Here is a 24,501-nt window from a genome sequence, read left to right on the forward strand (position 1 = left end):
TTCCGAATACTGCTACATTTTCGCGATGCCGTGTCCGTTGCCGGGAAAAGGCGAAACGGTTTCCATAAGGAGTAAAGTTTTTAGCAAAGAAAAACAAGCTCTTGTGGAGATGGCTAAAATGGACAAGAAGAATGGTGGTGTGACGCAAGGTGATATGGATGCATATGCCGAATTAAATGCTGAGCTATCAGACCCCTTCCCATCAAATCAAGTCAGGGGACTGGAAACTCATCCAGATAGGGCTAATGGGAGTGAGCCTCATGGTCACGTTGGCCCAGTAAACCATATACCAGAAAAGAAAATCGAAGATTAAAGGCTTAGTATGTATAAGAAACTGCTTGATTTTTGGATAAAAGTATCTAGTGAACTAAATTTGGACATTGATATTGGACATAAGGTCACATTGGATTCTGGGGAAGTAATCGAGTCGCTACTTTTGGTTAAAGGATTTGGTGCCAAAATGGGGATGTTAATCTTTAGCAAAGATATTGATATTACCCAAGTAAGAAAAGAGTTGAACGAACTTGGTTATGGGTACTCACATATGTACCCACCACTAGAGAATGAACAATTTGACATTGATGATTATGTTGAACTTTTAGAAGATTGGGGGTGGACGGGTAAGCTATCAGAAAAACCTTTTTAAGTTCAATTATGCTAAATAATTTAAAGACTCTGACAAGTCTTGAGTAGGTCTGAGAAGCGTGGTCAGTTTTCAGCGGAAAGCTGGCCAACTGTTTTAGAAAAAGACAGGACAAAAACGGAAAATACAGCGAAATACAGGACAGCCGAAAAAAGGCAGGACAGCCAAATCTTTTTGATGTTTCGCACAGCCTCGACTCAGGGCAACCGCATGAATGTTCAGCTTATGCTAGTACAGCTTATGCGGTCACGGGTAATCACTACCATTTGGTGCTGGCATCCAAATTCATCCACGGATAAGGTCTGCTCACCATCCTTGGCTCACATAAGCCCACTCGCCGCTGGCCACTTTATTTGCGCCAACAGGCTCTCGGCAACGCCCAAGTGCAGTGCAATTCTGTAATTCTAAATTCGTGAGTTTAGGATGTGTGTCTATTCCTCGGTGCAGGTTTGCACCTTCCTTAGTTTCAATACAGCTTAAAAAAGACTAGGATCCAGTGGCTTGTCTGTTTTTTTACCCAGGTTTCGACAGGCCTTGGAGGCCTCGCGCCGCCGCGCAGCAAGGTTAACTGGTGGCCGACAAGCGAGGATGATATCCTTTTTGCTCAGGAATTAGAGTTTTTACTCTAGGGATGTAGATGAAATTGACCAAATTTGCCTGGTTGCTGTTGTGGCCGCTGGCGGCTCAGCCTGCGCTTGCCGCAGACTATAGTTTTGCCTCGGCCTGGCAACAGTTGCTGGAGGTGAGCGATAAGCTGGCCGCCGAAGGCCAGGAAGTCAGCCGCGCCGAGGCGCAGCAAGAGGCCGGGCGCGACCTTAACCTGCCATCGCTCAACATCAACGGCAGCTATACCAGGCTGGAAAAACCGATAGAGCTGGATCTGCGCGATCTCAATCCTCTCGCCTCTATGGATCCCGCCACTCTGCCGCCGGCCATAGGTGGCATTATCGGCTCGCTTCCCGGCTCCATGTTTGTGACTCCTTTCACCGAGCAGGATGTGTTCCGAGCCAGCTTACAGGCGATGTGGCCGATTTATACCGGTGGCCAGATCTCTGCCGCTCAAGGCATTCAGGCGGCTCAGGTGGCTGAGAAGAAGCAGCAACTGGAGTTGGCACGGCGTGAGCTGTTTACCACACTGGTAGACAGATATTATGCCGTCACTGTGACCCAGGCTTTGGTGCAAACCCAGGCTCAGCTGGTGGCATCGCTGGAAAAGCATTACAGCCACGCTGAAAAACTGGAACAACAGGGGCAGATCGCCAGAGTCGAGCGCCTCAATGCCCAGGTGGCACTGGATCAGGCCAAGGTCGACCTCGGCAGTGCCAAACGCCGCCATGAGATGGCGCTGATAGCCCTGTCACGCCTGCTGCACCAGACTGATGTCGCCACCAAGTCGCCGCTGTTTATGGCGCCAAGCTCCCCTTCATTGCCGCAATTGACCGAGCTGACGCTGAAGCAGCATCCAGCCTTGCGCTTGTTGGAGGCGAAAGAGACTCAGGCTCAGGGTCTGGTCGATATGGAAAAGGGAAAATACTTCCCCACGGTTTTCCTCTACGGTAACTACACCCTCTATGAAGACGACAGCCTGTTTTCCAAGGTCGAACCCGACTGGATGGTAGGCGTCGGGGTCAAGGTGCCGCTGCTGTCCCGTGATGGTCGCAGTGGCAAGGTGCAGGCGGCCAAGAGCGCCCTGCTGCAGGCCAGATACACCAAGGCACAAACCCGTCAGGATCTCAGTCTGTTGGTGGATCAGAGCTATCGCCAACTGCTGCAGGCCGAAGAGGAGGTCAATGCCTTGAACAGTTCTCTGGCGCTGGCAGAGGAAAACCTCAAGCTGCGGGAACTGGCTTTCAATCAAGGGCTGTCTACCTCCATCGACAGAGTGGATGCCGAGCTCAAACTCAGTGCCGTACGCACCAAGCAGTTGGCGGCTCAATATCGTTATGTTCAGGCCTATGCCCGCTTGATGGCGGTCAGTGGCCAGTTGGATGAATTTATCGGACGCAGTGACAAGCAGGAGATACAGGATGCGGGTTAATCCTTTGGTGGCCATAGTGGCCCTGGTAACCATAGTGGCGGCGCTGGTATATGGGCTGATCCTGGCTTACTCCCCCAAGCCACAGTTGTTGCAGGGGCAGATAGAGGCCAGGGAATACAATGTGTCTTCCAAGGTGCCGGGCCGGGTGGAGCAGGTGTTGGTGCGCCGCGGAGACAGTGTCAGTGAAGGGGATCTACTGTTTGCCATCGACAGCCCAGAGCTCAATGCCAAACTGATGCAGGCCGAGGGTGGCCGCGATGCCGCCAAGGCGATGCAGCAGGAAGCCGACAGCGGTGCCCGTAAGCAGCAGGTTGCCGCCTCCCGCGAGCAGTGGCTCAAGGCCAAGGCCGCCAGTGAGCTGGCCAAGACCACCTTCGACCGGGTAGAAAACCTGTTCCGCGATGGCGTACTTGCCCGGCAAAAGCGTGATGAAGCCTTTACCCAATATCAGGCCGCCAAGTATACCGAGCAGGCCGCCTATGCCATGTATCAAATGACCGAAGAGGGTGCCCGGGAAGAAACCAAGGCCGCCGCAGCCGGTAATGCCCGTATGGCCGAAGGCGCGGTGAAAGAGGTCAGTGCCATACTCGCCGACAGCCAGATGCGCGCGCCCAAGGGCGGTGAAATCACCGAGGTGCTGTTGCAGGTGGGCGAGCTGGCACCCAGTGGTTTTCCTGTGGTCAGTTTGGTGGATATGACAGATGCCTGGGCCGTGTTTCAGGTGCGTGAGGATCAGCTCAAGCAGTTCAAGAAGGGCGAGCGTATGACCCTGACACTGCCGGCGCTGCAACGCAGTGTCGAGTTTGAGGTCAGCCACATCAGTGTGCTGGGCGACTTCGCCACCTGGCGGGCGACCGAGAGTGGCCACGACTTTGATATGCGTACCTTTGAAGTGGAGCTCAGGCCGCTGGAGCCGGTAGCCGATCTGCGGGTGGGCATGTCAGTATTACTTGAAAAGTCTTGATTATGAAGAAGTTGCTTCGGCGAGAGTGGCAGGCTGTCTGGCGCGATCCCTGGCAGCTGGCACTGATAAGCTATCTGCCGCTTATCGGTGTGCTCTGTCTTTGGTGGTTGTTTTCCGCCGGGTTGCCCAGGCAGTTGCCGGTGGCGCTGGTGGATCAGGACAACTCCAGCCTCAGTCGTGAGCTTGGGCGTCATCTTGAGGCTAATCCTGTCACCGCCCCCAGACGTTATCTGGCGCTGGACGAGGCGGTCGAGGCGATGCGCCGCGGCGAGGTCTATGCCTTGGTCATCTTGCCCTATGGTTTGAAGCAGGAACTGCTGACCGGGCACACTCCCACCATAGACCTGCGCTACAACGGCCAGTTTTTGCTGGTGGGCAAACTGCTGGCCAGTCAGTTGCAACTGACCCTGGCCGATGGTTTGCAGCAGGTGGCCAGGCTCAAGCAGCTGGCGGCCGGTGTCAATCCCTCCCAGGTTGAGGTGCGTCTCAGCCCTGTAAGCACCCAAACCACGGCGCTGTTCAACCGCAATAACAACTATGTCGGCTTCTTGGTGCCGCCTGTGCTGATAGCTCTGTGGCAACTGCTGGCCATGTTGGCTTTTGCCGGCAGTCTCAACCGTGAGCTGCGCCAGGATACCTTGGGCGAATGCTTCCGCCTGGGTATGCCCTCAGTGCTTTTGAGTAAGTTTATGGTCAACGGCGCCTTTATGCTGCTGCACGGCGGCTTTATTTTGGTGCTGTTGTATCAGCTGCTGGGGCTGCCGATAGCCGGGCAACTCCTGTGGCTGCTGCCGATGCAGATCTTAATGTTGATGGCGGTCTGGCTCTGGGTGCAGGGGATTTTCTTTATGCTGGCCGATAGTGCCAGGGTGATCAGCTTTTGCACTGCGCTGTTTGCACCCGCCTTTGCCTTTATGGGCATTACCTTCCCGACCGGAGAAATGCCGCTGCTGGCGCAGTGGTGGCGTTTGTTGATGCCATCAAGCCACTATATAGAGTCTCATGTTGCGTTGGTGAGCTATGGCGCAGGGCCGGCCAGCTTGCTGCCTCAGGCGCTGGGTTATCTCGGCTTTCTGCTGCTGTTGATCCCCAGTTGGTTCTTTGCCCGTCGTTATGCCAGGGTGCTGCAGTCGCAGTTGCCGCTTGAGGAGACGTTATGACAGCCAAGTCCCTCTCGTTATGGCAGTTGATCTGGCTGGATTTACGCGCCTTGGTGCGTGACAAGGCGATCTCTTTGACCCTGTTTGGCGGCGTGCTCTTCTATGCCGTGCTCTATCCCTTGCCTTATCTGCATCAGGTGCCCACAGAGCAGCAGTTGGTGGTGGTGGATCACGATAACTCCTCGCTGTCACGGCGGCTTATCCGTCACGCCGATGCCAGTGCCCGTATCCAGGTCGTCGGTCGGGTCGGCTCCATCGACGAAGCCAAGGCCTGGGTCACCGATGGCCGCGCCCATGGTTTATTGGTGATCCCGTTTGATTTTCGCCGCGATCTGTTGCTGGGACGGGGCGCGACTTTGAGCTTCGGCGGTGATGCCAGTTACTTCCTGATCTATTCCGCTGTGGTTGAAGGTTTGGTGAGTGCCGGTATGGATGCCGGCAAGCAAATCCAGCTCAAGGGACTATTGGCCTCGGGCCAGAGCCCTGAGGCCGCGGCCCAGAGTCTGGCGCCGATTAAACTCAATGCCGTGCCCGCATTCAATAAAGGTTTGGGTTATACCCCCTATGTGGTGCCAGGATTGTTTCTGCTGATTTTGCACCAGACCTTGCTGATAGGCACAGGCATACTCGGCGCCGGTCAGTGGCGCCAGCCGGGCTATTGGAACCGGGTTAGCCCCTTGATGCTGGTCAGTGCCCGGGTGTTGGCCTTCGGCTTGCTCTATTGCCTGTTCAGTGCGCTCTATATTGGCTGGTGTTATTACTTCTATCAGGTGAGTCTGCAGGCGAGTCTTGGTCAGGTATTGTTGCTGATGTTGCCTTTCCTGCTGACCACTGCCAGCGCCGGGGTAGCGCTCAGCTGCCTGTTTGTCAGGCGCGAGTTGCCGACCCAGATCCTGCTGCTGGTATCCATGCCCATCCTGTTTGTCAGTGGCTTTGTCTGGCCCTTGGCACTGATCCCTGAGCCCTTGGTATGGCTGTCGCAGGTGATCCCGGCTGTGCCGGCGATTATGGGAATGCTGCAGCTGAACCAGATGGGAGCCGATTGGGCGGTTATTGCCCCCAAATGGTTACAGCTCTGGGGGCTATTGTTGCTGTTCTTCCCTCTGGCGGTTTGGGGCGTTAGTTGGCGTCGGCGTCAACTGGCAGCAGCGGCGAACTGACTCTTTCCAGCACGCCACTGGCCTTGGCCAACACCAGCCCATAGTTGGTGATGGCGACGCCGCGGCGGCGACATTCGAGAATGCGCCGCTGCATCTCCGCCCGCCCCAACATACAGGCGCCGCAGTGCACTACCAGTTTGTAGCGTTCCAAATCGGCCGGAAAGTCATGGCCGGCACAGACGCTGAACTGCAACTGTTTGCCGGTCAATTTGCCGATGGCCGCCGGGATCTTCACTCTGCCTATATCTTCATCCTGCACCTCATGGCTACAGGCCTCGGCGATTAGTACCCGATCACCATCCTCGAGCCTTTCGAGCATCTCGGCGCCTTGCAGCTGGGCCGGTAGATCGCCCTTGGCCCGGGCAAACAGGGTGGAGAAGGTGGTCAGAGGAATGCTGTCGGGTACCTGAGCGGCCACTTGTCTCACCGCCTGGGCATCGGTCACAACCAACGCCGGTGGCGTGGGCATGGCGGCCAAGGCCGTGGCCAGCTCAGACTCACGGCAGATGCTGGCAATGGCACCGTTATCCAGCGCTTCTCTGAGAACCTGCACCTGGGGCAAAATCAATCTGCCCTTGGGGGCCGCCGAATCTATCGGGGCGACCAGCAGCAGTTGCTCTCCTATGCGGTAACAGTCGGCGGCCAGCACGGGGTCGCAACGAAAATCTGCCGGCACCAGTTGAACCAGTTGCTCGACCAAGTCTTCCCGGTGTTTTGCCTCTTGGGTCGACAGGCATAAGAACTTGATGCCTTGGCCCTTGAGCCAGCGCTGATGCTCTGCGGGCAACGGGGCCAGATCTTGCTTGTTCGCTACCACCAGGATTGGCAGCTGCCAGCTTTGCAGCAGTAACAGCCAGTCGCGGTCAAACTCATCCAACCCCTGTTCATCCAGCACATAGACGGCGATATCGGCCTGTTGCAACGCCCGGCGACTGGCGGCTATTCGCTGAAGCCCCAGGGCGCCGGTATCGTCCAGTCCGGCGGTATCTATCAGGGTAGCCGGGCCGACCGGATGCAGTTCAAAGGGCTTGCGCACCGCATCTGTGGTGGTGCCCTTGGTCTCAGAGACTATGGCACTCTGTTGGTTGGATAAGTAATTGAGCAGGGAGGATTTCCCGGCGTTGCGACGACCACACAATACTATGTGCAGTTTGACCCCGCGGGGGGCTGCATTGGGGGCCGAATTACACATTAATTTGTCTCCTGGCGTTGCCTCTGTCCGCAGAGCAATACAAGCCGCGGGCTTTAAGGCTGAGTCTGATATCGGCGAGACGCTGCTCCAGCGGGCAGCCGGAGGCATTCTTGCCGGGGTAAATAAGGTATTTGCTGCTGTCTTTCTGTGGCGTGAACGAGGGCATAAGTACATTGCAGCCGCGGCTCAGGGATTCGAGCCTGGCGCCTTTTTGCAAGGCATCCAGGGCGCTGGTGGCCGGAATGTTGGCACCGGGATTGAGTAGCCTGAGTATGGCGCAGGCTCGCTGGCACTCAAGCACATTGCCATTGGCCGTGTTTGCCAGCGGGGTTTGTGGATGGCTGACGAAGGGACCGACCGCCAACATCTCCAGTTCCATGGCTGAGAGCGCCAACAGGGCGTCGGCCAGGGCATCGCTCTTGCTGCCAGGCAGGCCACAGATAATGCCACTGCCGGTCTCATAACCCAGGCTCTTGAGGGTTTCCAGTAGCCTTAGGCGTTTGTCCAGCACTCTTCCCGGGCGCAGGCGGCTATAGAGCTCGGCATCCAGGGTTTCCAGTTTCAACAGATAGCGGTCGGCGCCGTCTTCGCGCCAGAGCGCCAGCTCACTGTGGCTGCGTTCACCCAAAGATAGCGTGATGGCCAACTGGGTTTGCTGTTTGATGGTGCTGAGGATGTGGCTTATGCCATCCTGGCGAAAGCGGCTGTCTTCACCGGATTGCAGCACCAGGGTGCCGATACCGGCTTTATCTACTTTGAGGGCCGAGTCGATGATTTCCTGGTGGCTGAGCCGGTAACGCTCAATGTCGCGATTGGCGGCTCTCAGGCCACAGTAGTGACAGTCACAGCGGCAATAGCTGGAAAACTCCACTATGCCTCTGAGCCAGATCTCCTTGCCAAAGTACTGGCGCTTGACCGCATCGGCGCGGGCAAACAGCCAGTCATCGGCTTCGCCGCAGAGCAAGGCTCTGATTTCTGCTGAACCCAGATTTTCGGCCGGTTTCATGCTTGGGATCCCGCCTGTTTCAGCACTTGTGCCAGCTCATCGGCGTAGCGATACAAGGCCTGTTGCCAGGGCGTGGCAGCGACCTTGGTACGGCCTTGCATTCTTTGCCATAGGCCCGCCGGTGGCAGCCCCAGCTCGCGGCTGTCCAACTTGAGCCACAATCCCAAAGGCGCCAGATGTGGACTATGGGCATAGTGGCCGACAAACAGTTGATCATCGAGCAGCAGCAAAGGCGCGCTGGCGGCTAGCTTACTGCTGACCGCCGTCACCTGCTCGGGCCAGGAGGCGGCAAGTTGATTGCTCCAATGCTGAGACACCCGGTATTCCTCGAGGATTTCCGCCTCGGTGGATTCCGGGCGCAACATTTTGCCGAACGCCAGCCCGGCTTCGCTTTCCAGCTTTTGTGTCACTATCAACAGCTGCGACAGCTGGCTGCTTTGCAGTCTTTGCCGCAGCAACTGATCTATCGCCCCTTCGCTGAAATTGGCATAGTGGCCGGCATGCAGGGCCACTCGCCGGGCACGGCTCAATGCCGATTTCAGCTGTTGTTTTGGCAGCCCGGCATAGAGACGGCATCCGGGTGCCAGTACCAGAGTTTTGCCTTTCACAGATAGATGTCCCTCTCGCCCGCATCTGTGCGCGTGAGGCAGGCCTCGATATTACGTCTTCTGGCGGGGCTGAGTTTATCCAGCTCGGCGGCTATTAGTGCCTCACCGGCTTTGCGGGTCTGCTCGCTGGCGTAGTCGTTGAGATATTCCTTGAAGGTGATCAGGGCGTTGGGTTGGCAGAACTTGCCGATAAACTGCTGCTTGGCCAGGCCGATAAAGTGATCGCCGGTGCGGCCTTTGCGGTAACAACCGGTGCAGAATGAGGGGATGGAATGGCTATGCTTGACCAGATCCAATACCACTTCATCTATGCTGCGGTGATCGCCCAGGCTGAATTGAGCCGCATCGTCTTCCTGGTTGTAGCCACCTGGGGTGGTACGTGAGCCGGCGCTGATCTGTGATACCCCCAGGCTTAGGAGTTCACGTCTGAGTTCGGCACTTTCACGGGTGCTCATAATCAGCCCAGTGTAGGGCACTGCCAGGCGGGTAATGGCCACCAGGCGCTTAAAGGTGGCGTCATCGACGACATAGGGTGGCCGCTCCGACAAACTGGAGCCATCGGCGGGCTCAATCCGCGGGAAGGATATGGTATGCGGGCCTATGCCGCAATCCTGTTCCAGTTGCTGTACATGGGCGAGCATGGCCAGCAGCTCGAATTTGTGGTCATAGAGACCGAACAGCACGCCAATGCCCACATCGTCGATACCGGCTTCCATGGCTCTGTGCATGGCGTAGAGACGATAGAGGAAGTCCTTCTTGCGGCCCTTGAGGTGCACCTGTTCGTAGGTCGTTCTGTGGTAGCTTTCCTGAAAACACTGATAGGTGCCTATGGCGGCCGTCTTCAGCAGCTTGAAATCTTCTGTGTCCATGGGGGCGCAGTTGACATTGATGCGGCGGATCTCACCGCCTTTGCCTTTGCGCACGCTGTACATGGTCTTGATGGAGTCGACTATGGCGCGGGCGTTATTACGCGGGTGCTCACCGTAGACCGCCAGGATCCGTTTGTGGCCCATCTCTTCCAGGGTTTCCACCTCGGCGATCAGCTCCTGCTCGCTCAGGGTCTTGCGTGGCAAGTCATGGTTGTCGGCGCTGAAGCCGCAATAGCTGCAGGCGTTGGCGCAGTAGTTGGAAACATACAGGGGGGCGAACAGTACTATGCGATTGCCATAGATGGCGTCCTTGATGCCACGGGCAACGGCAAATAGCTCTTCGTCCAGGGAGGCATCCTGGTTTTGCAGTAAAACCGCCACTTCCTCCAGCGTCAGCCCCTGCAAGCGGCGGGCTTTTTCCAGCACCTGGCGCACGGTATCCGGGCTGGGTTGCCGGTTGTTATTGAGCAAGCCCCAGATGGCGTCATCATCGATAAAATTTACGGCGGGGTTATAGTCTTTGACTTGAATCGTTTCTGTATGGCCCGATACAAGCGGGTCTGATATCAAAGGGCCTGACATCTGTAGTGGCTCTCCTGTAGATAAGGAGCGCAGTCAAACTGCGCTCCTTGGAAAATGGAACTTATGGCGTTACTCGGCGCGTTTGGCGGCAACCGGAACGACCTCCTCCTGCACCCAGAGAGGGGTGTACTCGGCTGCGTCATGGTAGGGCACCTTGCCGTGCAGCATCATCGCCTTGAAATCGTCGAAGCGATAAACCGCCAGGAACAGATGCACGGGCAAAAACGCTGTCAGCAGCAGGCCACAACCCAGGTGGATCATCCCCAGCAACCAGGCGGTATCGCGTGGGATTGCATAGGGAACCAGCCACAGCGCCAGGCCCGTGATGATCAGTGCAGTACCACCAAGCAGGACACAAACCCCGAACAGCTTCTGTCCAGAGTTGTATTTGCGCATAGGAGGCACGGCGACCTTCTTGCCCAGCAAAAACTTCTGCGGATAGCCGCCAAGTACCTTGAACCAACCCACATCGTTACCACCGAAGGTGAACACCCGGTTGGTGAACAGCACGACACGGTCGAATGCCATCAGGGTGAAGGCCACCGCATCCAGCGCCATGATGACACCGGCAACAATATGAATGTCATAGGTCAGCCCCATGGCGCTGTCGCTCAAGGGTTTGAAGAACAACAACAGCCCGGTTGCCGCCAGTGGCAGGAAGCTCAGCAGCAAGATGTAGTGGAACACCCGAACATTCAGCGGGTGCTTGAGAATGGGACGATTGTCCTGATGCATAGCCGACTCCTTAGGATTTCAGTTTAGTGCGATCGACAAAATGGGTGTGCAGCAACTCGTGCGACAGATGCCCCAGCGGTTCACCGCCAAATTCGCTGTAATAGCGGGCAATGGCCGGGTTGGCATGGCTGACACGGTACTTGGCAATGGCATCATCCATATAGAGGGCATCGGCCCTGGCCTTGATGTATTCGTTGCGCTTGGCGATACGGCTGCCGAGCCAGCCCACAGGCAGGGCCAGTAGCGCCAGAATCGCAGCGCCCACGGCCATGAAACGGCGCCGTGACAACAGAAAACCATCTTCGGTAAATTGATACTTGTCTGTCATGAGCAATTCCTTACAGTTGGGCAACCCAGGATGTGCCTGAGCCGTTGATAGGTTGACCGCCACCGTTGACGCAACCACCGGCGCAGTTCATCACTTCGATAAAGTGGTAGGGGGACGTGCCGGCCATCACCTGCTCCAGCAAGGGGCGGATATTGCGGCCCATGTCGTGCACCACGGCGACTTTCAGCTGCACATCTTGTTTGAGCTGTTGGTCATGAATGGTGAGTTCGGCTTCCTTGACGCCTTCCAGACCACGCACTGGTGCCAGTTCCAGCTTGGCCAGCTCTTCACCTGTAAGCACCTTGTGTGCGGTACGCACCGCGGCTTCCATCACGCCACCAGTGTTACCGAAAATGGTGCCGGCCCCTGTATATTGGGCAAACAGGCTGTCACCCTTATATTCGGCCACATCCGGCAGATGAATATCGAGGCGCTTGAGCAGCTCGGCCATCTCGCGGGTGGTCAGCACTGCATCCACATCGGCGTAAGGGGCGGCATCACTGCCGTGTTGCTGATGGAAGCGCCAGGCAGAGTTGAATTCAGGGCGTGAGGCCTCGAGTTTTTTCGAGGTGCAGGGCATAACTGCCACTGTGAAGATCTTTTCCGGAGCCATCTCATACACCTTGGCGCCATAGGTTTTGGCCACAGTCCCGGCCATCTGCTGCGGCGACTTGGCGGTGGAAAGATGTGGCAGCAGGCTGGGGTATTCGTTTTCCAGGAAGCGAACCCAGCCCGGGCAGCAGGAGGTGAATTGCGGCAGCTTGCCGGCGCCTGGCTCCTGGCGCACATTGGCATGCAGCCTGTGAATGAACTCAGAGCCTTCTTCCATAATGGTCAGGTCGGCGGCGAAGTTACAGTCGAAGATCCTGAATCCGGCCTGGTGCATGGCGCCGTAGAGTTTGTTGGTCAGCAGTTGTCCCTTGGGCAGGTTGAAAGCTTCACCTATGGCAACCCGTACCGCCGGAGCCAGAATACCGACCACCTGAGTATCGGGATCCTTGAGCTTGGTCAGCACAGTATCCAAGGCACTCTGGGTTTCATGAATGGCGCCGAACGGGCAGTTGATCAGACACTGGCCGCAGCTCAGGCAACGCTCTTCATCAATCTTATGGGGGGCACCGGATGCGCCCTCAATAGCATGGGTGGGACAGAACTGTTTGCAGGCGTCACACCCTTTGCATTTGAGCGCATCTATCTGGATCAGTCCGCGGATCTCTCCCGGCTGATAGCTGGTTGCTGTCATGGCAATGCGTTCCTTTTTACGTGATAATATTCTTATTTTCTAATTGCTTATGTAAAAGCTATACCCCTTGGGAAAGGGCGGAGGGATTATAGGGAATGGCTTGTCGCTATCTGTGATCCAAAGCAGATCAGCCTTGAGATTTCACAAGTTTTTACATGAAATATGATGAAATTAGCCGGTGAAACAGGGGCATGGGACTTTTTGACTTAGGGAAGGTGCAAATAAGTCCTCGTGGCACTCTGGCTTGCACAGCAATTGGCGTTCAAGGCATCTGACTGAAGGCATGCCGAGGCCTGTCGAAGTCGGATAACGCAGAGAGCCGGTTGCTGTGAAAGCCCCGAAGGGCGTGGCTTACAGGCCTGCCTGCTGTGTTGTGCTTCTTGCAAAGGACTAGGGCCATTTGCTGCGAACCACGCCTTGCATCCAGGCCTGTAAGCCGACGCAGAGCACACATGGGACTTGTTCGCACCTTCCTTAGGCACAGCTTCAGCCAATTTCACAGATGTGGTGCGGGATAACACGGACACATCTAGCTGGGTTGAGCGTTAGAAATAGAGGTTTTCGACGGCTTTACCGTCAACCAGGATTTCGCACTTGTCGCCGTTGCTGGATTTTGAGGATTGCACCGCGCTGGCAATAATGCCAAAGGCGCCGCCCTGACTACCGAGCACGGAGCCGAAGTAGCACTTGCCGTCGATCTCCATCTCTTTATAGCGACCACCCAGGTTTTGGGTTGGAGTATATGGGGGGAAGGTGCCGCGCATTATGGGGTCACCGTTGACTGTCAGTTCCAGTTTCTTTTTATCGGAAAAATAGCGTCCACCGAGCTTCAGCGTTTGGCCTTTCACTTCGACGGTTTTTTCCTGGGCTATGATGGGTTGTGGGGTTGAGCTACAGCCTGCCAGCAGTGCGCCGGTACAAGCCAGTGAGGCAAGAGTCAATTTACGCATTAATCCGTCCTTTATTGGATGCGATATCCGTGGGGTATTACTTTTCCGTGTTATCCGCGCCGGATTATAACGTCTTGGCAACAAAAAACGCCAGCATCAAGGCCGGCGTTTTTACGGTATGGAAGACTGAATCAGTCTTCCAGTTCACTGCGCAAATACTTGAACAGCTCGGCAGAGGACTTGGACTGAGGCCCCTTGGCCAGCTCTTTGTTGGTCTGACGCACCAGTTGCCTGAGTTTTTGTCTGTCCAGTTGCGGGTGCTCCTCCAGCAGGGATTGCACTTCGGCATCGCCACCACTGAGCAAACGGTCACGCAACTTCTCAAATACCTGAGCCTTGGCGGCCGCTTCGTTGTTCTTGTTCAGTACCCGCTCAAGCGAGGTCTGAATCGCCTCGAGATCTTCGTTGCGCATCAGCTTGCCGATAAACTGCAACTGACGACGGAAGGCCTCGGTATTGGGCTTGATGTTCTTGGTTTGCATGATGGCATCAAACAGGGACTCACCCAGCTCAATTTTGGCCAACTGACTCTTGCTCAGCGCTGCCAGCTGTTTGCCCAGATCCTGAGCCTCTTCACTGTCGCGTTTGAGCGAGGTCTTGCTGATATAGTCCTCGTCCTCATCATAAGGCTGTTTAAAATGCTCTGAATCGCCAACTATTTTCATAAAGTCTTTCCTCTGATACTGGCGCTGATTGTAGCATCCCCCTTGGCGCTTCGTCTTCTACGGCAGCAAAATTGATCTGTCGTGGTTATGTGAATAAAGCCGGCTTTTGTTATGCTAGGGGCAGTTTAGCCAATTCAAGAGTAAACCTGTGTCTGCAAATTTTATTGATAGTGAACTGAGTGCGTTGAAAGACGCGGTGGCAATGGCGCTGGAGTATGCCAATAGCCTGGGCACCAGTGCTGCCGAGGTGGCCATCAGCAAGCAACAGGGTCTGAGTGTTTCCACTCGCCTCAAGGAGGTGGAAACGGTCGAATTCAACAAGGATGGCGCGCTGGGGATCACCCTGTATCGCGATGGACACAAGGGCAGTTCTTCCACTTCGGATCTGTCGCCGGAGGCGATTCGCCAGGCGGTTAAGGCCGCCGATGGTATCGCCCGCTATACCAGTGAAGACCCTGCCAGCGGGTTGGCCGACTCTGAGTTGATGGCGAAAGATTTTCCCGATCTGGATCTCTATCATCCCCGTCACACCAGCCCGGAAGAGTTGGCCGAGTTGGCCATTCGCGCCGAAGCTGCAGCGCTGGACAGAGACCCGAGGATCAAGAATTCGGATGGTGCCAGTGCCAACGCCCACAACAGCGTCAAGGTCTATGGCAACAGCCATGGTTTCCTGCAGGGTTACTGCAGCTCGCGCTACAGCCTGAGCTGTGTGGTGATTGGCGCCGAAGAAAACGGCGATATGCAGCGCGACTATGACTATGGTATCAACCGCCGCTTCGACGCCTTGTTGAGCCCGGAGCAGGTGGGGATTAAGGCCGCCGATAAGACGGTTGCCCGTCTCGGTGCCCGCAAACTGGCAACCGGCAAAATGTCCGTGCTATTTGCGCCCGAAGTGGCCACAGGTCTGGTGGGGCATCTGGTCAGCGCCATCAGTGGCTCAAGCCTGTATCGCAAGTCCAGCTTTCTGCAGGATGCTATCCACACCCGGATTTTCCCTGAATGGTTCAGCATTGCCGAGCAGCCGCATCTCAAGGGTGCCCTGGCCAGTGCCAACTATGACAGCGAAGGGGTCGCGACCCGTGAGCGGGACATAGTCCGTGACGGCATACTGGAGAGTTATCTGCTGACCAGTTACTCGGCGCGCAAGCTGGGACTGGTCAATACCGGCCATGCCGGCGGCATCTATAACTGGACGCTGGCCGATACCGGCCACAGTTTTGATGAGTTGGTGCGTTCCATGAGCCGCGGGATCATAGTCACTGAGGTGATGGGCCAGGGCGTGAATATGGTCACCGGCGACTATTCCCGCGGCGCCGCCGGCTTCTATGTCGAGAATGGCGAAATCCAGTTCCCGGTCGAGGAGATCACCATAGCCGGCAACCTGAAGCAGATGTACCGCTCCATGCAGGCGGTTTCCAGCGACAGGGATTTGCGCTCCAGCATCCGTACCGGGGCAATCTTGCTCGATGAGATGAAGATAGCCGGTAACTAAGCCTGCCAAAGACTGAAAGCTCGCAGTTAAGCGCAACGTAGATCAGATAAGGATCGGTTGACCGATCCTCCTGATGAGAGACAATCGGAAACCTGTTTGTAGGTTTCCGATTTTTTATGTCTATTCAAAACTGCTTTGCCGACTTTGGTTATAACTTGGTGAGACGAGAAGCGAGCCAAGCGGCTGTAGAGCATGGTCGAATGCCCAATGAAATCAGCTTTAAGTACGCTTGTCAGTTCATCGCAAGTCAGCTCAAAGTCATGAGCAAAGCGGTGTCACCAGGTAATACGCCGAAGCGTCTAAACAGTCTGCGAGGAGACTTGTCCATCCTGTTTATAGACAAACGCCCTAAGCCAAATCGGCCTAGGGCGGTAAAAATATCAAAGACCCGATATCCTGTTAATCACAAGGCAGCTTCGCTTAAGTGAACTACGTTGCGCTGTTAAGCGGGCTTTTTTATCAACCAGGTGAGGGATTACTTCGCCATGCTTGGCTGTTTTGCGGACGACTTGGGAAGCAGTTCACTGGTGTAACGCTCAATGACCAGGCTAAAGGGCTTGTCATCGGCTCGCAAAAGCAGCGCCTTGTGTTGCAATACAAATGGCGGCAGCACTTTGCTCCCTTGCCACAGCTTCAGGCTCTGGAGGTTTTCTCTCCTGAAGTCCAGTGCCTTGACGGCGGTGCCGAACGGGGTTTTTGTAAGCTGTAACTGTTGATTCATCTCCTGGGTAAGGAGCTCGGGCACATACCAGTTGTCAGCGACAGATAACACTCTATCGCCACAGATAAGACGCACCTTGCGATGGCCTAGTCGGCTTCCCGGCGCCACTTTAAGCTGACGGTAGACCTCCTTGGGAGCATCATGAATAAAATGCTTTTCTCCTTCGGCGCGAATGCTGGCGTCTGTGGCCAGTTGATATTCATCACACCAGTCGCTCAAGGTTTTGGTTGCGCTACGGCTGGCGAGCAGCCGCTGATCCAGTTGTAACAACAACTCGGATGTGCTCTGGTCGGGAGTGACTTGGGGCGGTTTGCTCTGGGCCTTGGAAACGGGAAGTAGCGCCAAGCCACAAAGCAGCATTAAACCGGCCGATATTGTTCTTCGCAGTGGGCATTGTCCTGAATGGCGGGCTGTAGGCATTGGCTGAGTTCTCTTAGGTTATTGCAGATGCTGTTGGCTCTTTGCTCGTCTCCCTGATGCAGCATGGTGAACAGATGTTGCAGTGCCATGGCATTGAGATAGTCCTGATGAACCGGCGGGAAGATATCGGCATCGATTTTGGCCCGTTGCAGGCGTTTGGTTATCGCTTGCTGACTGCTGTGCAGTACCAGCTCAAGGGCGTTTTGCAGGCGCTGCTCCTCCTCGGCCATCAAGGTCATGGCCAAGTCCAGCTGTGCCTGTGGCGTCAACGGCTTGCGGGAAAACATATTACAACTCTTTGCGACCCAAAAGCAGTAGTGTACCTATTAGATGCTGGACTCAGGCTGAATTGATCCAAAATGTATCAATGGAATAGGGGGCAATACTCCTTGTATGAACAGGAGGATTAGGGCACAGCCGCCGCTTGTGATACCTGCTGCATATAGTATTGATAACGCCGCTCGGTTTCACCGCTTTCGGCCATGTCATGCAAGGCCTGCTGCAGTGCGTAGGCCAGGCTGTCCGGCTGCAACTCCCAAGGGCTGTTGTCAATGGATATCGGCCTGTCGGCAATATAATTTGGATTGGTTCCGGCACTGAAATAACGGCTCTTGCGTGAGAAGCCCAGGTGTCCTTGTCGCCTGTGATCGCAGCAGTAGGGATGCAGTTTCAGCCCGTGCTGAGGATGGGTTTTCAGCCAATATCTCAGGGTTGATTCATCGTAGACATAGAAATCACCCTGATGCTGTTTGAGAAAGGCTATCGCCGAGTCTGTGCTCATGTCCGGTGGCTTGCGCACTATCAATTTGTCCGGTAAACCACCCAGTTGATAGCTGCCGGGGGAGATAAGCAGCACCAGCTGCTTATCCACCAATTGCTGCAACGAGGTGATGTCACTCAAGTCGGCGCGGCTGACGCCGATATAGCGTTCAGACAGGCCGTTGGCGATGAAATGCGCGTAGTCGTGGCGCTCTTTGGAGAAGGCCAGCCCGGGATAGAAGTCGATATTGCCCTTGGCAATTTCCCAGAGAATACGCTTTTTCGGCGCTCGCACTACCTTGAGACTACAACCTATTCTTGCCGCCGCGTCTTGATACAGGCTGAGATAGAGGCCACTGTTATCCGGTGCTTCAGCAATATAGGGGGCCCTGGCATTGGTGCGATACCCCATGGTCAGCTCACAGGTTTCTGCGGCAAGCAGCTGTGGTGAACAAGCGAGTGCCAGCAGCGCCAGACAACAGAACCTGAATATCACAGAACAAACCCTCCCGGATTGACTGAAACAGACTGAATAGTGATTGTTTTTAATAACATGAATAAGGCGAAACGCGACATTGTACTTTGGGCCAAGATTAAGATATTTGGTTATTGGTACAAAAGGGAGTAGTATTTGCGCGATTTTTGTCCGGTATGGTCGGGCAAGTCTCATCCAATTGAAATAAGGAGCCGATATGGCCAAATATATTAAGCAGACCGCACTGCTGGAGCATGAGTCCGGTCGTGGACAGATCAAAGATAACGCCCTCAAGGCCGTGGTGACCAGTTCACTGTTTCGCTGTCGCAGCGAGAAGCCGAAGAAGGGCAAAGGATCATACAGTCGTAAAAGACGCAATGGAAAGGGGCAACAGGGTGTTGCCCCTTTTGATTTTATGACTCTAATCTTTTCACCCTGCTGACACCTCAAGAAAGATTTCCCCAAGGTGTTGGGAGAGTTTATTCCGGCATCTGCACCAGTTCGGCCCACAGATCGTGCTCATCAGAATGAGTGATCAGTGCGCGCACCATGTCCCCTGGGCTTAGTTCCACTTCTCCGTTGAGGAATACCATGCCGTCGATTTCAGGCGCATCGGCATAACAGCGGCCAATGGCGCCTTCCTCGTCCACATCATCGATAAGGACATCCAGCTCACGGCCTACCAGGCGCGCCAGCCGCTCGGCACTGATCTCGGCCTGCACCTGCATGAAACGCTCATAGCGGTCCTGCTTGACCTCTTCACTGATAAGCTCGGCCAAGGTGTTGGCCACGGCGCCATCGACTTCCGAGTACTTGAAGCAGCCCACTCGGTCCAGCCTAGCTTCACGCAGGAAGTCCAGCAGGATTTCGAAATCCTCTTCGGTTTCACCGGGGAAGCCAACGATAAAGGTTGAGCGGATCACCAGATCCGGGCAGATCTCACGCCATTTCTTGATGGCGTCCAACTGGCGGTCGACCCGGCCGGGGCGCTTCATCATCTTGAGCACGCGAGGGCTGGCGTGCTGCAGTGGCAGATCCAGATAGGGCAGGATCAGTCCTTCGGCCATCAGCGGGATCAGCTCATCGACCCAAGGGTAAGGGTAGACATAGTGCAGGCGTACCCACACACCCATCTTGCCCAGATGGCGGGCCAGGGTAGTGATATCCTGCTTCACCGGCATGCCGTTCCAGAAGTCGGTGCGGCCGCCCTTGTCTTTGCCGTAGGCAGAGGTGTCCTGGCTGACGACCAGAATTTCCTGAACCCCGCTTTCCACCAGGCGTTTGGCTTCATCTAGCACGCTGCCGACACTGCGGCTGTCCAGATCGCCCCTCAGCGCCGGAATGATGCAGAAGGTACAGCGGTTGTCGCAGCCTTCGGAAATCTTCAGGTAGGCATAATGCTTGGGGGTCAGCTTAACGCCGGCTTGCGGGATCAGCGAGGTAAAGGGGTTGTGCTCCGGCTTGGGCACATACTTGTGCACATGGTTCAGTACGGCTTCATAGCTGTGGGGGCCGGTGATCTCCAGTACATCCGGATGCACTTCGCGGATCTGGTTTTCCTTGGCGCCCAGGCAGCCGGTGACTATCACCTTGCCGTTTTCTTCCAGCGCTTCACGCACGGCATCCAGCGACTCTTCCACCGCGGCATCAATAAAGCCACAGGTGTTGACTATTACCAGGTCGGCATTGTCATAGCTGTTGGTAACCTCATAGCCGTCGATGCGCAGTTGGGTGAGGATCCGCTCGGAATCCACCAGGTTCTTGGGGCAGCCCAGGCTGACAAAGCCGATGCGATTGCCGCTGGTTTGGGCCTCGGCAGGGCTGTTTTCCTGTGCCAGAGTCTTGGCCGGAGTGTCCAGAGTCGTGGTCTGCTTGGGATCAAAAATGTCGACTGATTTCTTCAAGAGCTGTTTTCCGCAATGCTAAAGCTGATGGAGCACGCTTGGGTGCCGGTAAAATTGGCGGCGATTATACCTCAGCCATAGAAAAGGTACAGTTGGGCTGGTTAATTTATGTTCTATGTAGCCATCTCGGTTGCCGCTTCAAAACGTCGTTGAAAAATTTTTTGATTTTTTTAACCCTTTTGTCAGCTGGCTGCGTTTCTATGGTCAACGAAAGCGAACTTTTTGGAGAACCAAGATGAAAAAATCTCTGCTGAATCTGGCGCTGATAGGCGCACTCTTACCCGCTACTCTGATGAGCCACTCGGTACTGGCTCAGGATAGACCTCTGCTGGAAACTACAGGCGTCAGCCAGATACAGGTTGAGCCCGATATGGCCGAAATCAATGTTGAAGTGTCATTAAGCGAATCTGATGCCAAGGCGGCCAAGGCCGCATCCGACAAGGCGGTGGCTGCTTTTATCGAGCGCCTGCTCAAGGCCGGGGTTGCCAAGGAGTCGATTGCAGCCGCCAATCTGAATCTGCAACCTGAGTATGTTTACCTCAAGGACAAGGCGCCCGAGCTCAAGGGGTATCGCGCCAGTCGCAGTGTGACCGTGTTGGTGAAACAGTTGGATCAGCTCAACCCCATACTGGACTCGGCGCTAATAGGCGGGATCAACAAGGTGAACCAGATCAACCTCAAGTCCAGTAAAGAAGCCGAGATGCGCAAGCAGGCGCGGCAGGCGGCCATTGAAGATGCCAAGCAAAAGGCCAGTGAGTTGGCGGCCGGATTCGGCGAGAAACTCGATGGCGTCTGGTCGATTCGTTATTTCGACCAAGGCCCGGTGCGTCCTGTGATGTACAAGGCCGCCATGATGGCTGAAGGCGCTATCAACCAGAGCTATGAGTATGGCCAGGTAACTTTCTCCGACAGGGTCGAGGTCAGCTACAAGCTGCGTGACTGAACCCAAGTTATCCTGTCTGACAGTTATTATGCGGGCCCCCTGGTGGTGCCCGCATTGTTTGTTTTATCTGCCAATATCGCTTGTTTGATGTTGGTGAGTTGTAGGTGATTTTGAAACAGCAGATACAATTTGTTGCTCCTTTGAGGCAGTCTCTGGACGCTTTTTATGCTTGAATGAGCCAGAGCCAATCAATCTTGCATAAGGAGTGTGCCGATGAAATTGACCCGTCTGACACTACTGGGAATAGGTTTATTCAGCCTGGTCGCCAGCCCATCAACCGTATTCGCCAATGTTACAGCGCAAGTCGGAAAGACCCACAAACAACGACTCTGCCTGGTGAATGAGACGGAATACACTGTGCCCGGCAGCGAGATCCAATCCCAAATTAATGACAAGGATTTCGATACGGGTTTGCAGGTGTTTATTCGGTATCGCGGCCAGAGCTGTGCCGAGAGCAAGCAGACTTTTGCCAGCCTGTCATTGCCGGAGCCAGAGTCACCAACGATGGATGACTACCGCTTGGTTATCCAGCGAAAACAAGCACCCGAGTCGGAAACCAAGGTTTGGGAATACCGTTACCAGCAAGGCTATTCGAAACTGGGATGGCAGACACTGGCCAAAGAGGTGGAGGCCATTTTCTTATCGCCGGCGAGCTAGCTTAAGATGAGGGCCTGAAAAAACAAAAGCCGGTGGACAATATCACCGGCTTTTACTTTGAAGTCCTCGAAACTTATTTACCTTCCAAACCTGCGATCAACTTCTTGGTGTACTCAATGACAAACTGCTGACAGTGGATAGCGGTTTGTGGCTCAAACTCTTCGCCGTGCAGGTCGGTATTGGAGAGTACCCGAATCCCGATAAAAGGGATCTCATATGCCTTGGCAACCAGGGCGGCCGCAGCGGTTTCCATCTCTTCGGCCGAGGTTTGATAAGTTTGGTGCAGCCACTCGATGCGGTCGACTTCACGGTTCCACTCATCGGCACTGCCGATCACGCCGGTCACTACCTTGCCATGGCGATAAGCTGACGCCAGTTGTTGTCCCAGAGCCAGCAGCTTGGGATCGGCATCAAAGCGCTTGTGTTCCACCAGCTTGCCATCCTGACGCAAACGCATGGTGACATCGAAGTTATGCCAGCGTTTGGGATCTATGCCCTGGCCTTTGGGGTGTAGATCGCTGCGATAGGAACCCATATTGAAGCTGTATTTCCCCAATACTATGTCGCCGCGGTGCAGCGCCGGGTCGTGGCCGCCGGAGGTGCCCTGGTTGATAATAAAACCGGGTTGAAATTTTTCTATCGCCAGTGTGGTGGAGGCGGCGGCATTGGCCATACCTATTTCAGTACGGGACACTATGACAGGATAGCCATCCACAGTGCCTTGCCAGAAAGTCCAGGAACCAAGAGTTGTCTGTTTGGGGTCTTTCAGGGCCTGAACCAGGGTGTCGACTTCGACATCCATGGCGCCTTGCAGCAGTATAGGTGACCGGGTGGGCGTTGCCATGGAATGGCTGGAGAACAAGGCACAGAGTGCCACACAAAAACGTTGTAACAGAGTCATTTGCACACCTTTAATTGTTATTTCAGTGTCGCGGTAGGGGAGGGCGATCCTAGGTGCAGCTGTGGTTGCCGTCAACAGCCGGAGTTGACATTTGCGAGCCCAGACATGAGTCACTTGCCAAAGGCTTAATGCCAACCGGGCGGGATATTTACCGCCAGAGGCACAATCTGGCTTGCTATTGGGGCCGTGATAGTTAGAATGCCAGTCGAATACCTTTGAGTAGAGGCGCGCTGCCTAAGAGTAACCGGGAAGAGGGTGATGCCTTTGAGGCCCGGGGAAAGGAGTCGGCGCCGAAGTAGCCAGGTCATCAAACCTAGCTGCTGGTTCTGTATCTAACAGGTGCAGGACTGCCATAGTCATCCACTATGGAGCGCTACCTGAAGGAGCTGAGAAGTTTCTGCCCTCCTTGGTCTGAGTTTCTTCGATCCTATCGGTAGATCTCCACCTTCTTTGGTGTAAAGAGATCATGAATATCATGCATTTTGCGGACTCTCCCTGGTCCATAGTTCCTCCTCTGCTGGCGGTTGCGCTGGCGATCATCACCCGTAGAGTACTGCTCTCTCTCGGGGTTGGCATAGTCGCCGGCAGCCTGATGTTACAGCAGTTTTCACCGCTGCAATCGCTGCGCTACCTGTTTGACTGTGTGCTGAAAATCTTCTGGGTCGATGGCGCTCCCAACAGCGATAACCTTAATATGCTGCTGTTTATGCTGCTGCTGGGTGGGCTTATCAGCTTGATGACCGCCTCGGGGGCGACCCGGGCCTTCGCCGAATGGGCCGCCAGGCGCTGCCAGAGCCGCAAGAGCGCCAAGTCGCTCACCGGCTTGATGGTGTTTGCCTTCTTTATTGACGACTTCTTCCACAGTCTGTCGGTGGGGCCCATTTGCCGCCCTGTGACCGACAGATTCCAGATCTCCCGCGCCAAGTTGGCCTATCTGCTGGACTCAACCGCGGCACCCGTGTGCGTATTGATGCCCATCTCCTCTTGGGGGGCCTATATCATCGCCCTGGTGGGCGGCATACTCGTGGCCCATGGGGTGACAGAGCAGAGCCCGATCGCCGCCTTTGTGCAGATGATCCCCATGAATCTCTATGCGGTATTTACCCTGATCATGGTGGTGGTAGTCATCGCCTTCCAACTGGATCTTGGGCCGATGCGACAGCATGAGCAGCGGGCGCTCGAAGGCAAGCTCTGGGATGAATCCAAGGGCCGGCCAATAGGGCTGGATATGGAAGCCCCGGCCGACAGCCGCGGCGGCATGCTGGATATGGTGTTGCCTATAGTGACACTGACGGCGGCGAGTATCTATTTCATGCTGGACTCCGGGGCCCAGGTATTAGCCGCCAATGGTCAGGCCTTCAGTGTGCTGGGCGCCTTTGAACATACCAATGTGGGTTCGTCTTTGGTTTATGGCGCCCTTTGCAGCCTGGCGGTGTCCGGCCTGTTGGCTCTGCGCCTCGGTCTTGGGATATCCACTTGGCTGCGCGCCGCCCCCAGAGGCGTTATGGCCATGTTGCCGGCGATCAACATACTGCTGTTTGCCTGGACCATAGGCGCCGTGGTGCGTGACATGGAAACCGGCAAATATCTCGCCAGCCTGGCCAACGGCAACCTGCCCACAGGGCTGCTGCCTGTGGTGGTGTTTGTGCTTTCCTGTGCCATGGCCTTTGCCACAGGCACCAGTTGGGGCACTTTCGGTATCATGTTGCCACTCGCCGGTGATATGGCCGCTGCCAGCGATATCCAACTTCTGCTGCCCATGCTGTCGGCTGTGTTGGCTGGCGCTGTGTTTGGCGACCACAGCTCACCCATCTCCAGTACCAGTATTCTGTCGGCCACCGGCGCCGGCTGTCACCATATAGATCATGTGCTGACTCAGTTGCCTTATGCCCTGACCGTCGCCTTCGGGGCAGCGCTGGGTTATCTGGCCATGGGGCTGCTGCATTCCACCCTGGCCGGTTTCCTGGTGAGTGCCGCTTGGTTTGCACTCTTCTGCCTCTATCACGCCAGACGTTTCCAGGCGGCTCCCGAGGCCGCCATCGGCTGAGGCTGAGATGGGATACCAAAAAGCCCCGGGAGTGTTCCT

Annotated in this window: 26 protein-coding genes, 1 pseudogene and 1 riboswitch; of the genes and pseudogenes, 13 read left to right on the forward strand and 14 right to left on the reverse strand. The window is 55.5% G+C overall.

All coding sequences use genetic code 11. The features are described 5' to 3' along the window. The 6 genes from HCX89_RS22270 to HCX89_RS22295 all read left to right on the forward strand — a co-directional run. Positions 1 to 313: hypothetical protein (locus HCX89_RS22270; RefSeq protein WP_025010229.1), on the forward strand; the 313-nt coding region annotated here is incomplete at its 5' end. A 9-nt stretch (positions 314 to 322) separates the two neighbouring features. After that, on the forward strand, positions 323 to 646 hold the full coding sequence (locus HCX89_RS22275; protein ID WP_025010228.1) for a hypothetical protein: 324 nt from the start codon (positions 323 to 325) through the stop codon (positions 644 to 646). A 634-nt stretch (positions 647 to 1,280) separates the two neighbouring features. Next, positions 1,281 to 2,681, forward strand: a complete 1,401-nt coding sequence (locus HCX89_RS22280; protein WP_167717500.1) for a TolC family protein — start codon at positions 1,281 to 1,283, stop codon at positions 2,679 to 2,681. Further along, on the forward strand, positions 2,671 to 3,645 hold the full coding sequence (locus HCX89_RS22285; RefSeq protein ID WP_028781331.1) for an HlyD family secretion protein: 975 nt from the start codon (positions 2,671 to 2,673) through the stop codon (positions 3,643 to 3,645). The genes HCX89_RS22280 and HCX89_RS22285 overlap by 11 nt, the downstream gene beginning before the upstream one ends. A gap of 2 nt (positions 3,646 to 3,647) precedes the next feature. Further along, positions 3,648 to 4,805 carry an ABC transporter permease gene (locus HCX89_RS22290; protein WP_071238672.1) on the forward strand — a complete coding sequence of 386 codons (1,158 nt, stop codon included), beginning with the start codon at positions 3,648 to 3,650 and terminating at the stop codon, positions 4,803 to 4,805. Next, positions 4,802 to 5,965, forward strand: a complete 1,164-nt coding sequence (locus HCX89_RS22295) for an ABC transporter permease (RefSeq protein ID WP_071238673.1) — start codon at positions 4,802 to 4,804, stop codon at positions 5,963 to 5,965. The genes HCX89_RS22290 and HCX89_RS22295 overlap by 4 nt, the downstream gene beginning before the upstream one ends. On the opposite strand, the gene hydF is transcribed toward HCX89_RS22295, so the two are convergent. The 9 genes from hydF to yjgA all read right to left on the reverse strand — a co-directional run bounded on the left by hydF (position 5,925) and on the right by yjgA (position 14,143). Next, positions 5,925 to 7,157, reverse strand: coding sequence for a [FeFe] hydrogenase H-cluster maturation GTPase HydF (gene hydF, locus HCX89_RS22300; protein ID WP_167717501.1), 1,233 nt, complete (start codon positions 7,155 to 7,157; stop codon positions 5,925 to 5,927). The two genes, HCX89_RS22295 and hydF, sit on opposite strands and share 41 nt — an antisense overlap. Further along, positions 7,150 to 8,163 (reverse strand): [FeFe] hydrogenase H-cluster radical SAM maturase HydE, encoded by a 1,014-nt coding sequence (gene hydE / locus HCX89_RS22305; protein WP_167717502.1) that lies wholly within the window; start codon positions 8,161 to 8,163, stop codon positions 7,150 to 7,152. The genes hydF and hydE overlap by 8 nt, the downstream gene beginning before the upstream one ends. Continuing rightward, positions 8,160 to 8,771 (reverse strand): hypothetical protein, encoded by a 612-nt coding sequence (locus tag HCX89_RS22310; protein ID WP_025888291.1) that lies wholly within the window; start codon positions 8,769 to 8,771, stop codon positions 8,160 to 8,162. Before HCX89_RS22310 ends, hydE begins: the two co-directional genes overlap by 4 nt. Next, on the reverse strand, positions 8,768 to 10,222 hold the full coding sequence (gene hydG, locus HCX89_RS22315; RefSeq protein ID WP_159352784.1) for a [FeFe] hydrogenase H-cluster radical SAM maturase HydG: 1,455 nt from the start codon (positions 10,220 to 10,222) through the stop codon (positions 8,768 to 8,770). Before hydG ends, HCX89_RS22310 begins: the two co-directional genes overlap by 4 nt. 69 nt (positions 10,223 to 10,291) lie before the next feature. Next, the gene (locus HCX89_RS22320; RefSeq protein ID WP_025010222.1) at positions 10,292 to 10,957 is read right to left on the reverse strand and encodes a cytochrome b/b6 domain-containing protein; all 666 of its coding nucleotides are present in this window, start codon (positions 10,955 to 10,957) and stop codon (positions 10,292 to 10,294) included. 10 nt (positions 10,958 to 10,967) lie between these two features. Beyond that, the gene (locus HCX89_RS22325) at positions 10,968 to 11,285 is read right to left on the reverse strand and encodes an iron hydrogenase small subunit (protein ID WP_044735281.1); all 318 of its coding nucleotides are present in this window, start codon (positions 11,283 to 11,285) and stop codon (positions 10,968 to 10,970) included. Positions 11,286 to 11,295: 10 nt separating this feature from the next. Next, the gene (locus tag HCX89_RS22330; RefSeq protein ID WP_025888294.1) at positions 11,296 to 12,528 is read right to left on the reverse strand and encodes a [FeFe] hydrogenase, group A; all 1,233 of its coding nucleotides are present in this window, start codon (positions 12,526 to 12,528) and stop codon (positions 11,296 to 11,298) included. Positions 12,529 to 13,073: 545 nt separating this feature from the next. After that, entirely contained in the window at positions 13,074 to 13,478 is a 405-nt protein-coding gene (locus tag HCX89_RS22335) for a hypothetical protein (RefSeq protein ID WP_025010220.1), read from the reverse strand. Between the two features lie 131 nt (positions 13,479 to 13,609). Then, positions 13,610 to 14,143, reverse strand: coding sequence for a ribosome biogenesis factor YjgA (gene yjgA / locus HCX89_RS22340; protein ID WP_025010219.1), 534 nt, complete (start codon positions 14,141 to 14,143; stop codon positions 13,610 to 13,612). Between the two features lie 148 nt (positions 14,144 to 14,291). Between yjgA and pmbA the strand changes: the two genes are divergently transcribed. Both pmbA and HCX89_RS22350 read left to right on the forward strand, forming a co-directional pair. Beyond that, positions 14,292 to 15,635 carry a metalloprotease PmbA gene (pmbA, locus tag HCX89_RS22345; RefSeq protein ID WP_082052621.1) on the forward strand — a complete coding sequence of 448 codons (1,344 nt, stop codon included), beginning with the start codon at positions 14,292 to 14,294 and terminating at the stop codon, positions 15,633 to 15,635. A gap of 146 nt (positions 15,636 to 15,781) precedes the next feature. Beyond that, positions 15,782 to 16,063: pseudogene (locus HCX89_RS22350) on the forward strand (IS4 family transposase); the annotation flags it as partial. Between the two features lie 47 nt (positions 16,064 to 16,110). Here HCX89_RS22350 and HCX89_RS22355 read toward each other — a convergent pair. The 3 genes from HCX89_RS22355 to HCX89_RS22365 all read right to left on the reverse strand — a co-directional run bounded on the left by HCX89_RS22355 (position 16,111) and on the right by HCX89_RS22365 (position 18,031). Continuing rightward, positions 16,111 to 16,716 carry a hypothetical protein gene (locus HCX89_RS22355; RefSeq protein WP_167717503.1) on the reverse strand — a complete coding sequence of 202 codons (606 nt, stop codon included), beginning with the start codon at positions 16,714 to 16,716 and terminating at the stop codon, positions 16,111 to 16,113. After that, complete coding sequence (locus tag HCX89_RS22360) at positions 16,716 to 17,063, reverse strand: hypothetical protein (protein WP_028780651.1); 348 nt, start codon at positions 17,061 to 17,063, stop codon at positions 16,716 to 16,718. The genes HCX89_RS22355 and HCX89_RS22360 overlap by 1 nt, the downstream gene beginning before the upstream one ends. A 119-nt stretch (positions 17,064 to 17,182) precedes the next feature. After that, on the reverse strand, positions 17,183 to 18,031 hold the full coding sequence (locus HCX89_RS22365; RefSeq protein ID WP_167717504.1) for a transporter substrate-binding domain-containing protein: 849 nt from the start codon (positions 18,029 to 18,031) through the stop codon (positions 17,183 to 17,185). Positions 18,032 to 18,227: 196 nt separating this feature from the next. Here HCX89_RS22365 and HCX89_RS22370 point away from each other — a divergent pair, with 196 nt between their 5' ends. Beyond that, complete coding sequence (locus HCX89_RS22370; protein WP_144380257.1) at positions 18,228 to 18,452, forward strand: ribosome alternative rescue factor ArfA; 225 nt, start codon at positions 18,228 to 18,230, stop codon at positions 18,450 to 18,452. Positions 18,453 to 18,489: 37 nt separating this feature from the next. Here HCX89_RS22370 and rimO read toward each other — a convergent pair whose 3' ends face one another. Beyond that, the gene (gene rimO, locus HCX89_RS22375) at positions 18,490 to 19,914 is read right to left on the reverse strand and encodes a 30S ribosomal protein S12 methylthiotransferase RimO (RefSeq protein ID WP_039033558.1); all 1,425 of its coding nucleotides are present in this window, start codon (positions 19,912 to 19,914) and stop codon (positions 18,490 to 18,492) included. A gap of 38 nt (positions 19,915 to 19,952) precedes the next feature. On the opposite strand from rimO, the gene HCX89_RS22380 reads away from it, so the two are divergent. The 3 genes from HCX89_RS22380 to HCX89_RS22390 all read left to right on the forward strand — a co-directional run bounded on the left by HCX89_RS22380 (position 19,953) and on the right by HCX89_RS22390 (position 21,514). After that, a complete protein-coding gene (locus tag HCX89_RS22380; RefSeq protein WP_144226236.1) occupies positions 19,953 to 20,153 on the forward strand; it encodes a hypothetical protein in 201 nt (66 codons plus the stop codon). Continuing rightward, positions 20,150 to 20,857 carry an oxidative stress defense protein gene (locus HCX89_RS22385; RefSeq protein WP_025889598.1) on the forward strand — a complete coding sequence of 236 codons (708 nt, stop codon included), beginning with the start codon at positions 20,150 to 20,152 and terminating at the stop codon, positions 20,855 to 20,857. Before HCX89_RS22380 ends, HCX89_RS22385 begins: the two co-directional genes overlap by 4 nt. A gap of 213 nt (positions 20,858 to 21,070) precedes the next feature. Next, positions 21,071 to 21,514 (forward strand): hypothetical protein, encoded by a 444-nt coding sequence (locus HCX89_RS22390; RefSeq protein ID WP_025889600.1) that lies wholly within the window; start codon positions 21,071 to 21,073, stop codon positions 21,512 to 21,514. A gap of 73 nt (positions 21,515 to 21,587) precedes the next feature. On the opposite strand, the gene HCX89_RS22395 is transcribed toward HCX89_RS22390, so the two are convergent. Further along, positions 21,588 to 22,415 carry a 5'-methylthioadenosine/S-adenosylhomocysteine nucleosidase gene (locus HCX89_RS22395; protein WP_144438250.1) on the reverse strand — a complete coding sequence of 276 codons (828 nt, stop codon included), beginning with the start codon at positions 22,413 to 22,415 and terminating at the stop codon, positions 21,588 to 21,590. A gap of 212 nt (positions 22,416 to 22,627) precedes the next feature. Further along, a riboswitch (Lysine riboswitch) is annotated at positions 22,628 to 22,799 on the forward strand. 82 nt (positions 22,800 to 22,881) lie between these two features. On the opposite strand from HCX89_RS22395, the gene HCX89_RS22400 reads away from it, so the two are divergent. After that, positions 22,882 to 24,462: a Na+/H+ antiporter NhaC family protein gene (locus tag HCX89_RS22400; RefSeq protein ID WP_145839135.1), complete on the forward strand. Its 1,581-nt coding sequence runs from the start codon at positions 22,882 to 22,884 to the stop codon at positions 24,460 to 24,462. Positions 24,463 to 24,501 lie beyond the last annotated feature (39 nt).

It is taken from the genome of Shewanella sp. Iso12, assembly GCF_012030025.1.
Taxonomy (GTDB): Bacteria; Pseudomonadota; Gammaproteobacteria; order Enterobacterales; family Shewanellaceae; genus Shewanella; species Shewanella algae.

Coding starts and splice junctions, on each gene's coding strand:
- HCX89_RS22275 (WP_025010228.1), top strand. CDS start 323: ATGTATAAGAAACTGCTTGATTTTTGGATAAAAGTATCTAGTGAACTA.
- HCX89_RS22280 (WP_167717500.1), top strand. CDS start 1,281: ATGAAATTGACCAAATTTGCCTGGTTGCTGTTGTGGCCGCTGGCGGCT.
- HCX89_RS22285 (WP_028781331.1), top strand. CDS start 2,671: ATGCGGGTTAATCCTTTGGTGGCCATAGTGGCCCTGGTAACCATAGTG.
- HCX89_RS22290 (WP_071238672.1), top strand. CDS start 3,648: ATGAAGAAGTTGCTTCGGCGAGAGTGGCAGGCTGTCTGGCGCGATCCC.
- HCX89_RS22295 (WP_071238673.1), top strand. CDS start 4,802: ATGACAGCCAAGTCCCTCTCGTTATGGCAGTTGATCTGGCTGGATTTA.
- hydF (WP_167717501.1), bottom strand. CDS start 7,157: ATGTGTAATTCGGCCCCCAATGCAGCCCCCCGCGGGGTCAAACTGCAC.
- hydE (WP_167717502.1), bottom strand. CDS start 8,163: ATGAAACCGGCCGAAAATCTGGGTTCAGCAGAAATCAGAGCCTTGCTC.
- hydG (WP_159352784.1), bottom strand. CDS start 10,222: ATGTCAGGCCCTTTGATATCAGACCCGCTTGTATCGGGCCATACAGAA.
- HCX89_RS22320 (WP_025010222.1), bottom strand. CDS start 10,957: ATGCATCAGGACAATCGTCCCATTCTCAAGCACCCGCTGAATGTTCGG.
- HCX89_RS22325 (WP_044735281.1), bottom strand. CDS start 11,285: ATGACAGACAAGTATCAATTTACCGAAGATGGTTTTCTGTTGTCACGG.
- HCX89_RS22330 (WP_025888294.1), bottom strand. CDS start 12,528: ATGACAGCAACCAGCTATCAGCCGGGAGAGATCCGCGGACTGATCCAG.
- HCX89_RS22335 (WP_025010220.1), bottom strand. CDS start 13,478: ATGCGTAAATTGACTCTTGCCTCACTGGCTTGTACCGGCGCACTGCTG.
- yjgA (WP_025010219.1), bottom strand. CDS start 14,143: ATGAAAATAGTTGGCGATTCAGAGCATTTTAAACAGCCTTATGATGAG.
- HCX89_RS22355 (WP_167717503.1), bottom strand. CDS start 16,716: ATGCTGCTTTGTGGCTTGGCGCTACTTCCCGTTTCCAAGGCCCAGAGC.
- HCX89_RS22360 (WP_028780651.1), bottom strand. CDS start 17,063: ATGTTTTCCCGCAAGCCGTTGACGCCACAGGCACAGCTGGACTTGGCC.
- HCX89_RS22370 (WP_144380257.1), top strand. CDS start 18,228: ATGGCCAAATATATTAAGCAGACCGCACTGCTGGAGCATGAGTCCGGT.
- HCX89_RS22385 (WP_025889598.1), top strand. CDS start 20,150: ATGAAAAAATCTCTGCTGAATCTGGCGCTGATAGGCGCACTCTTACCC.
- HCX89_RS22390 (WP_025889600.1), top strand. CDS start 21,071: ATGAAATTGACCCGTCTGACACTACTGGGAATAGGTTTATTCAGCCTG.
- HCX89_RS22395 (WP_144438250.1), bottom strand. CDS start 22,415: ATGACTCTGTTACAACGTTTTTGTGTGGCACTCTGTGCCTTGTTCTCC.
- HCX89_RS22400 (WP_145839135.1), top strand. CDS start 22,882: ATGAATATCATGCATTTTGCGGACTCTCCCTGGTCCATAGTTCCTCCT.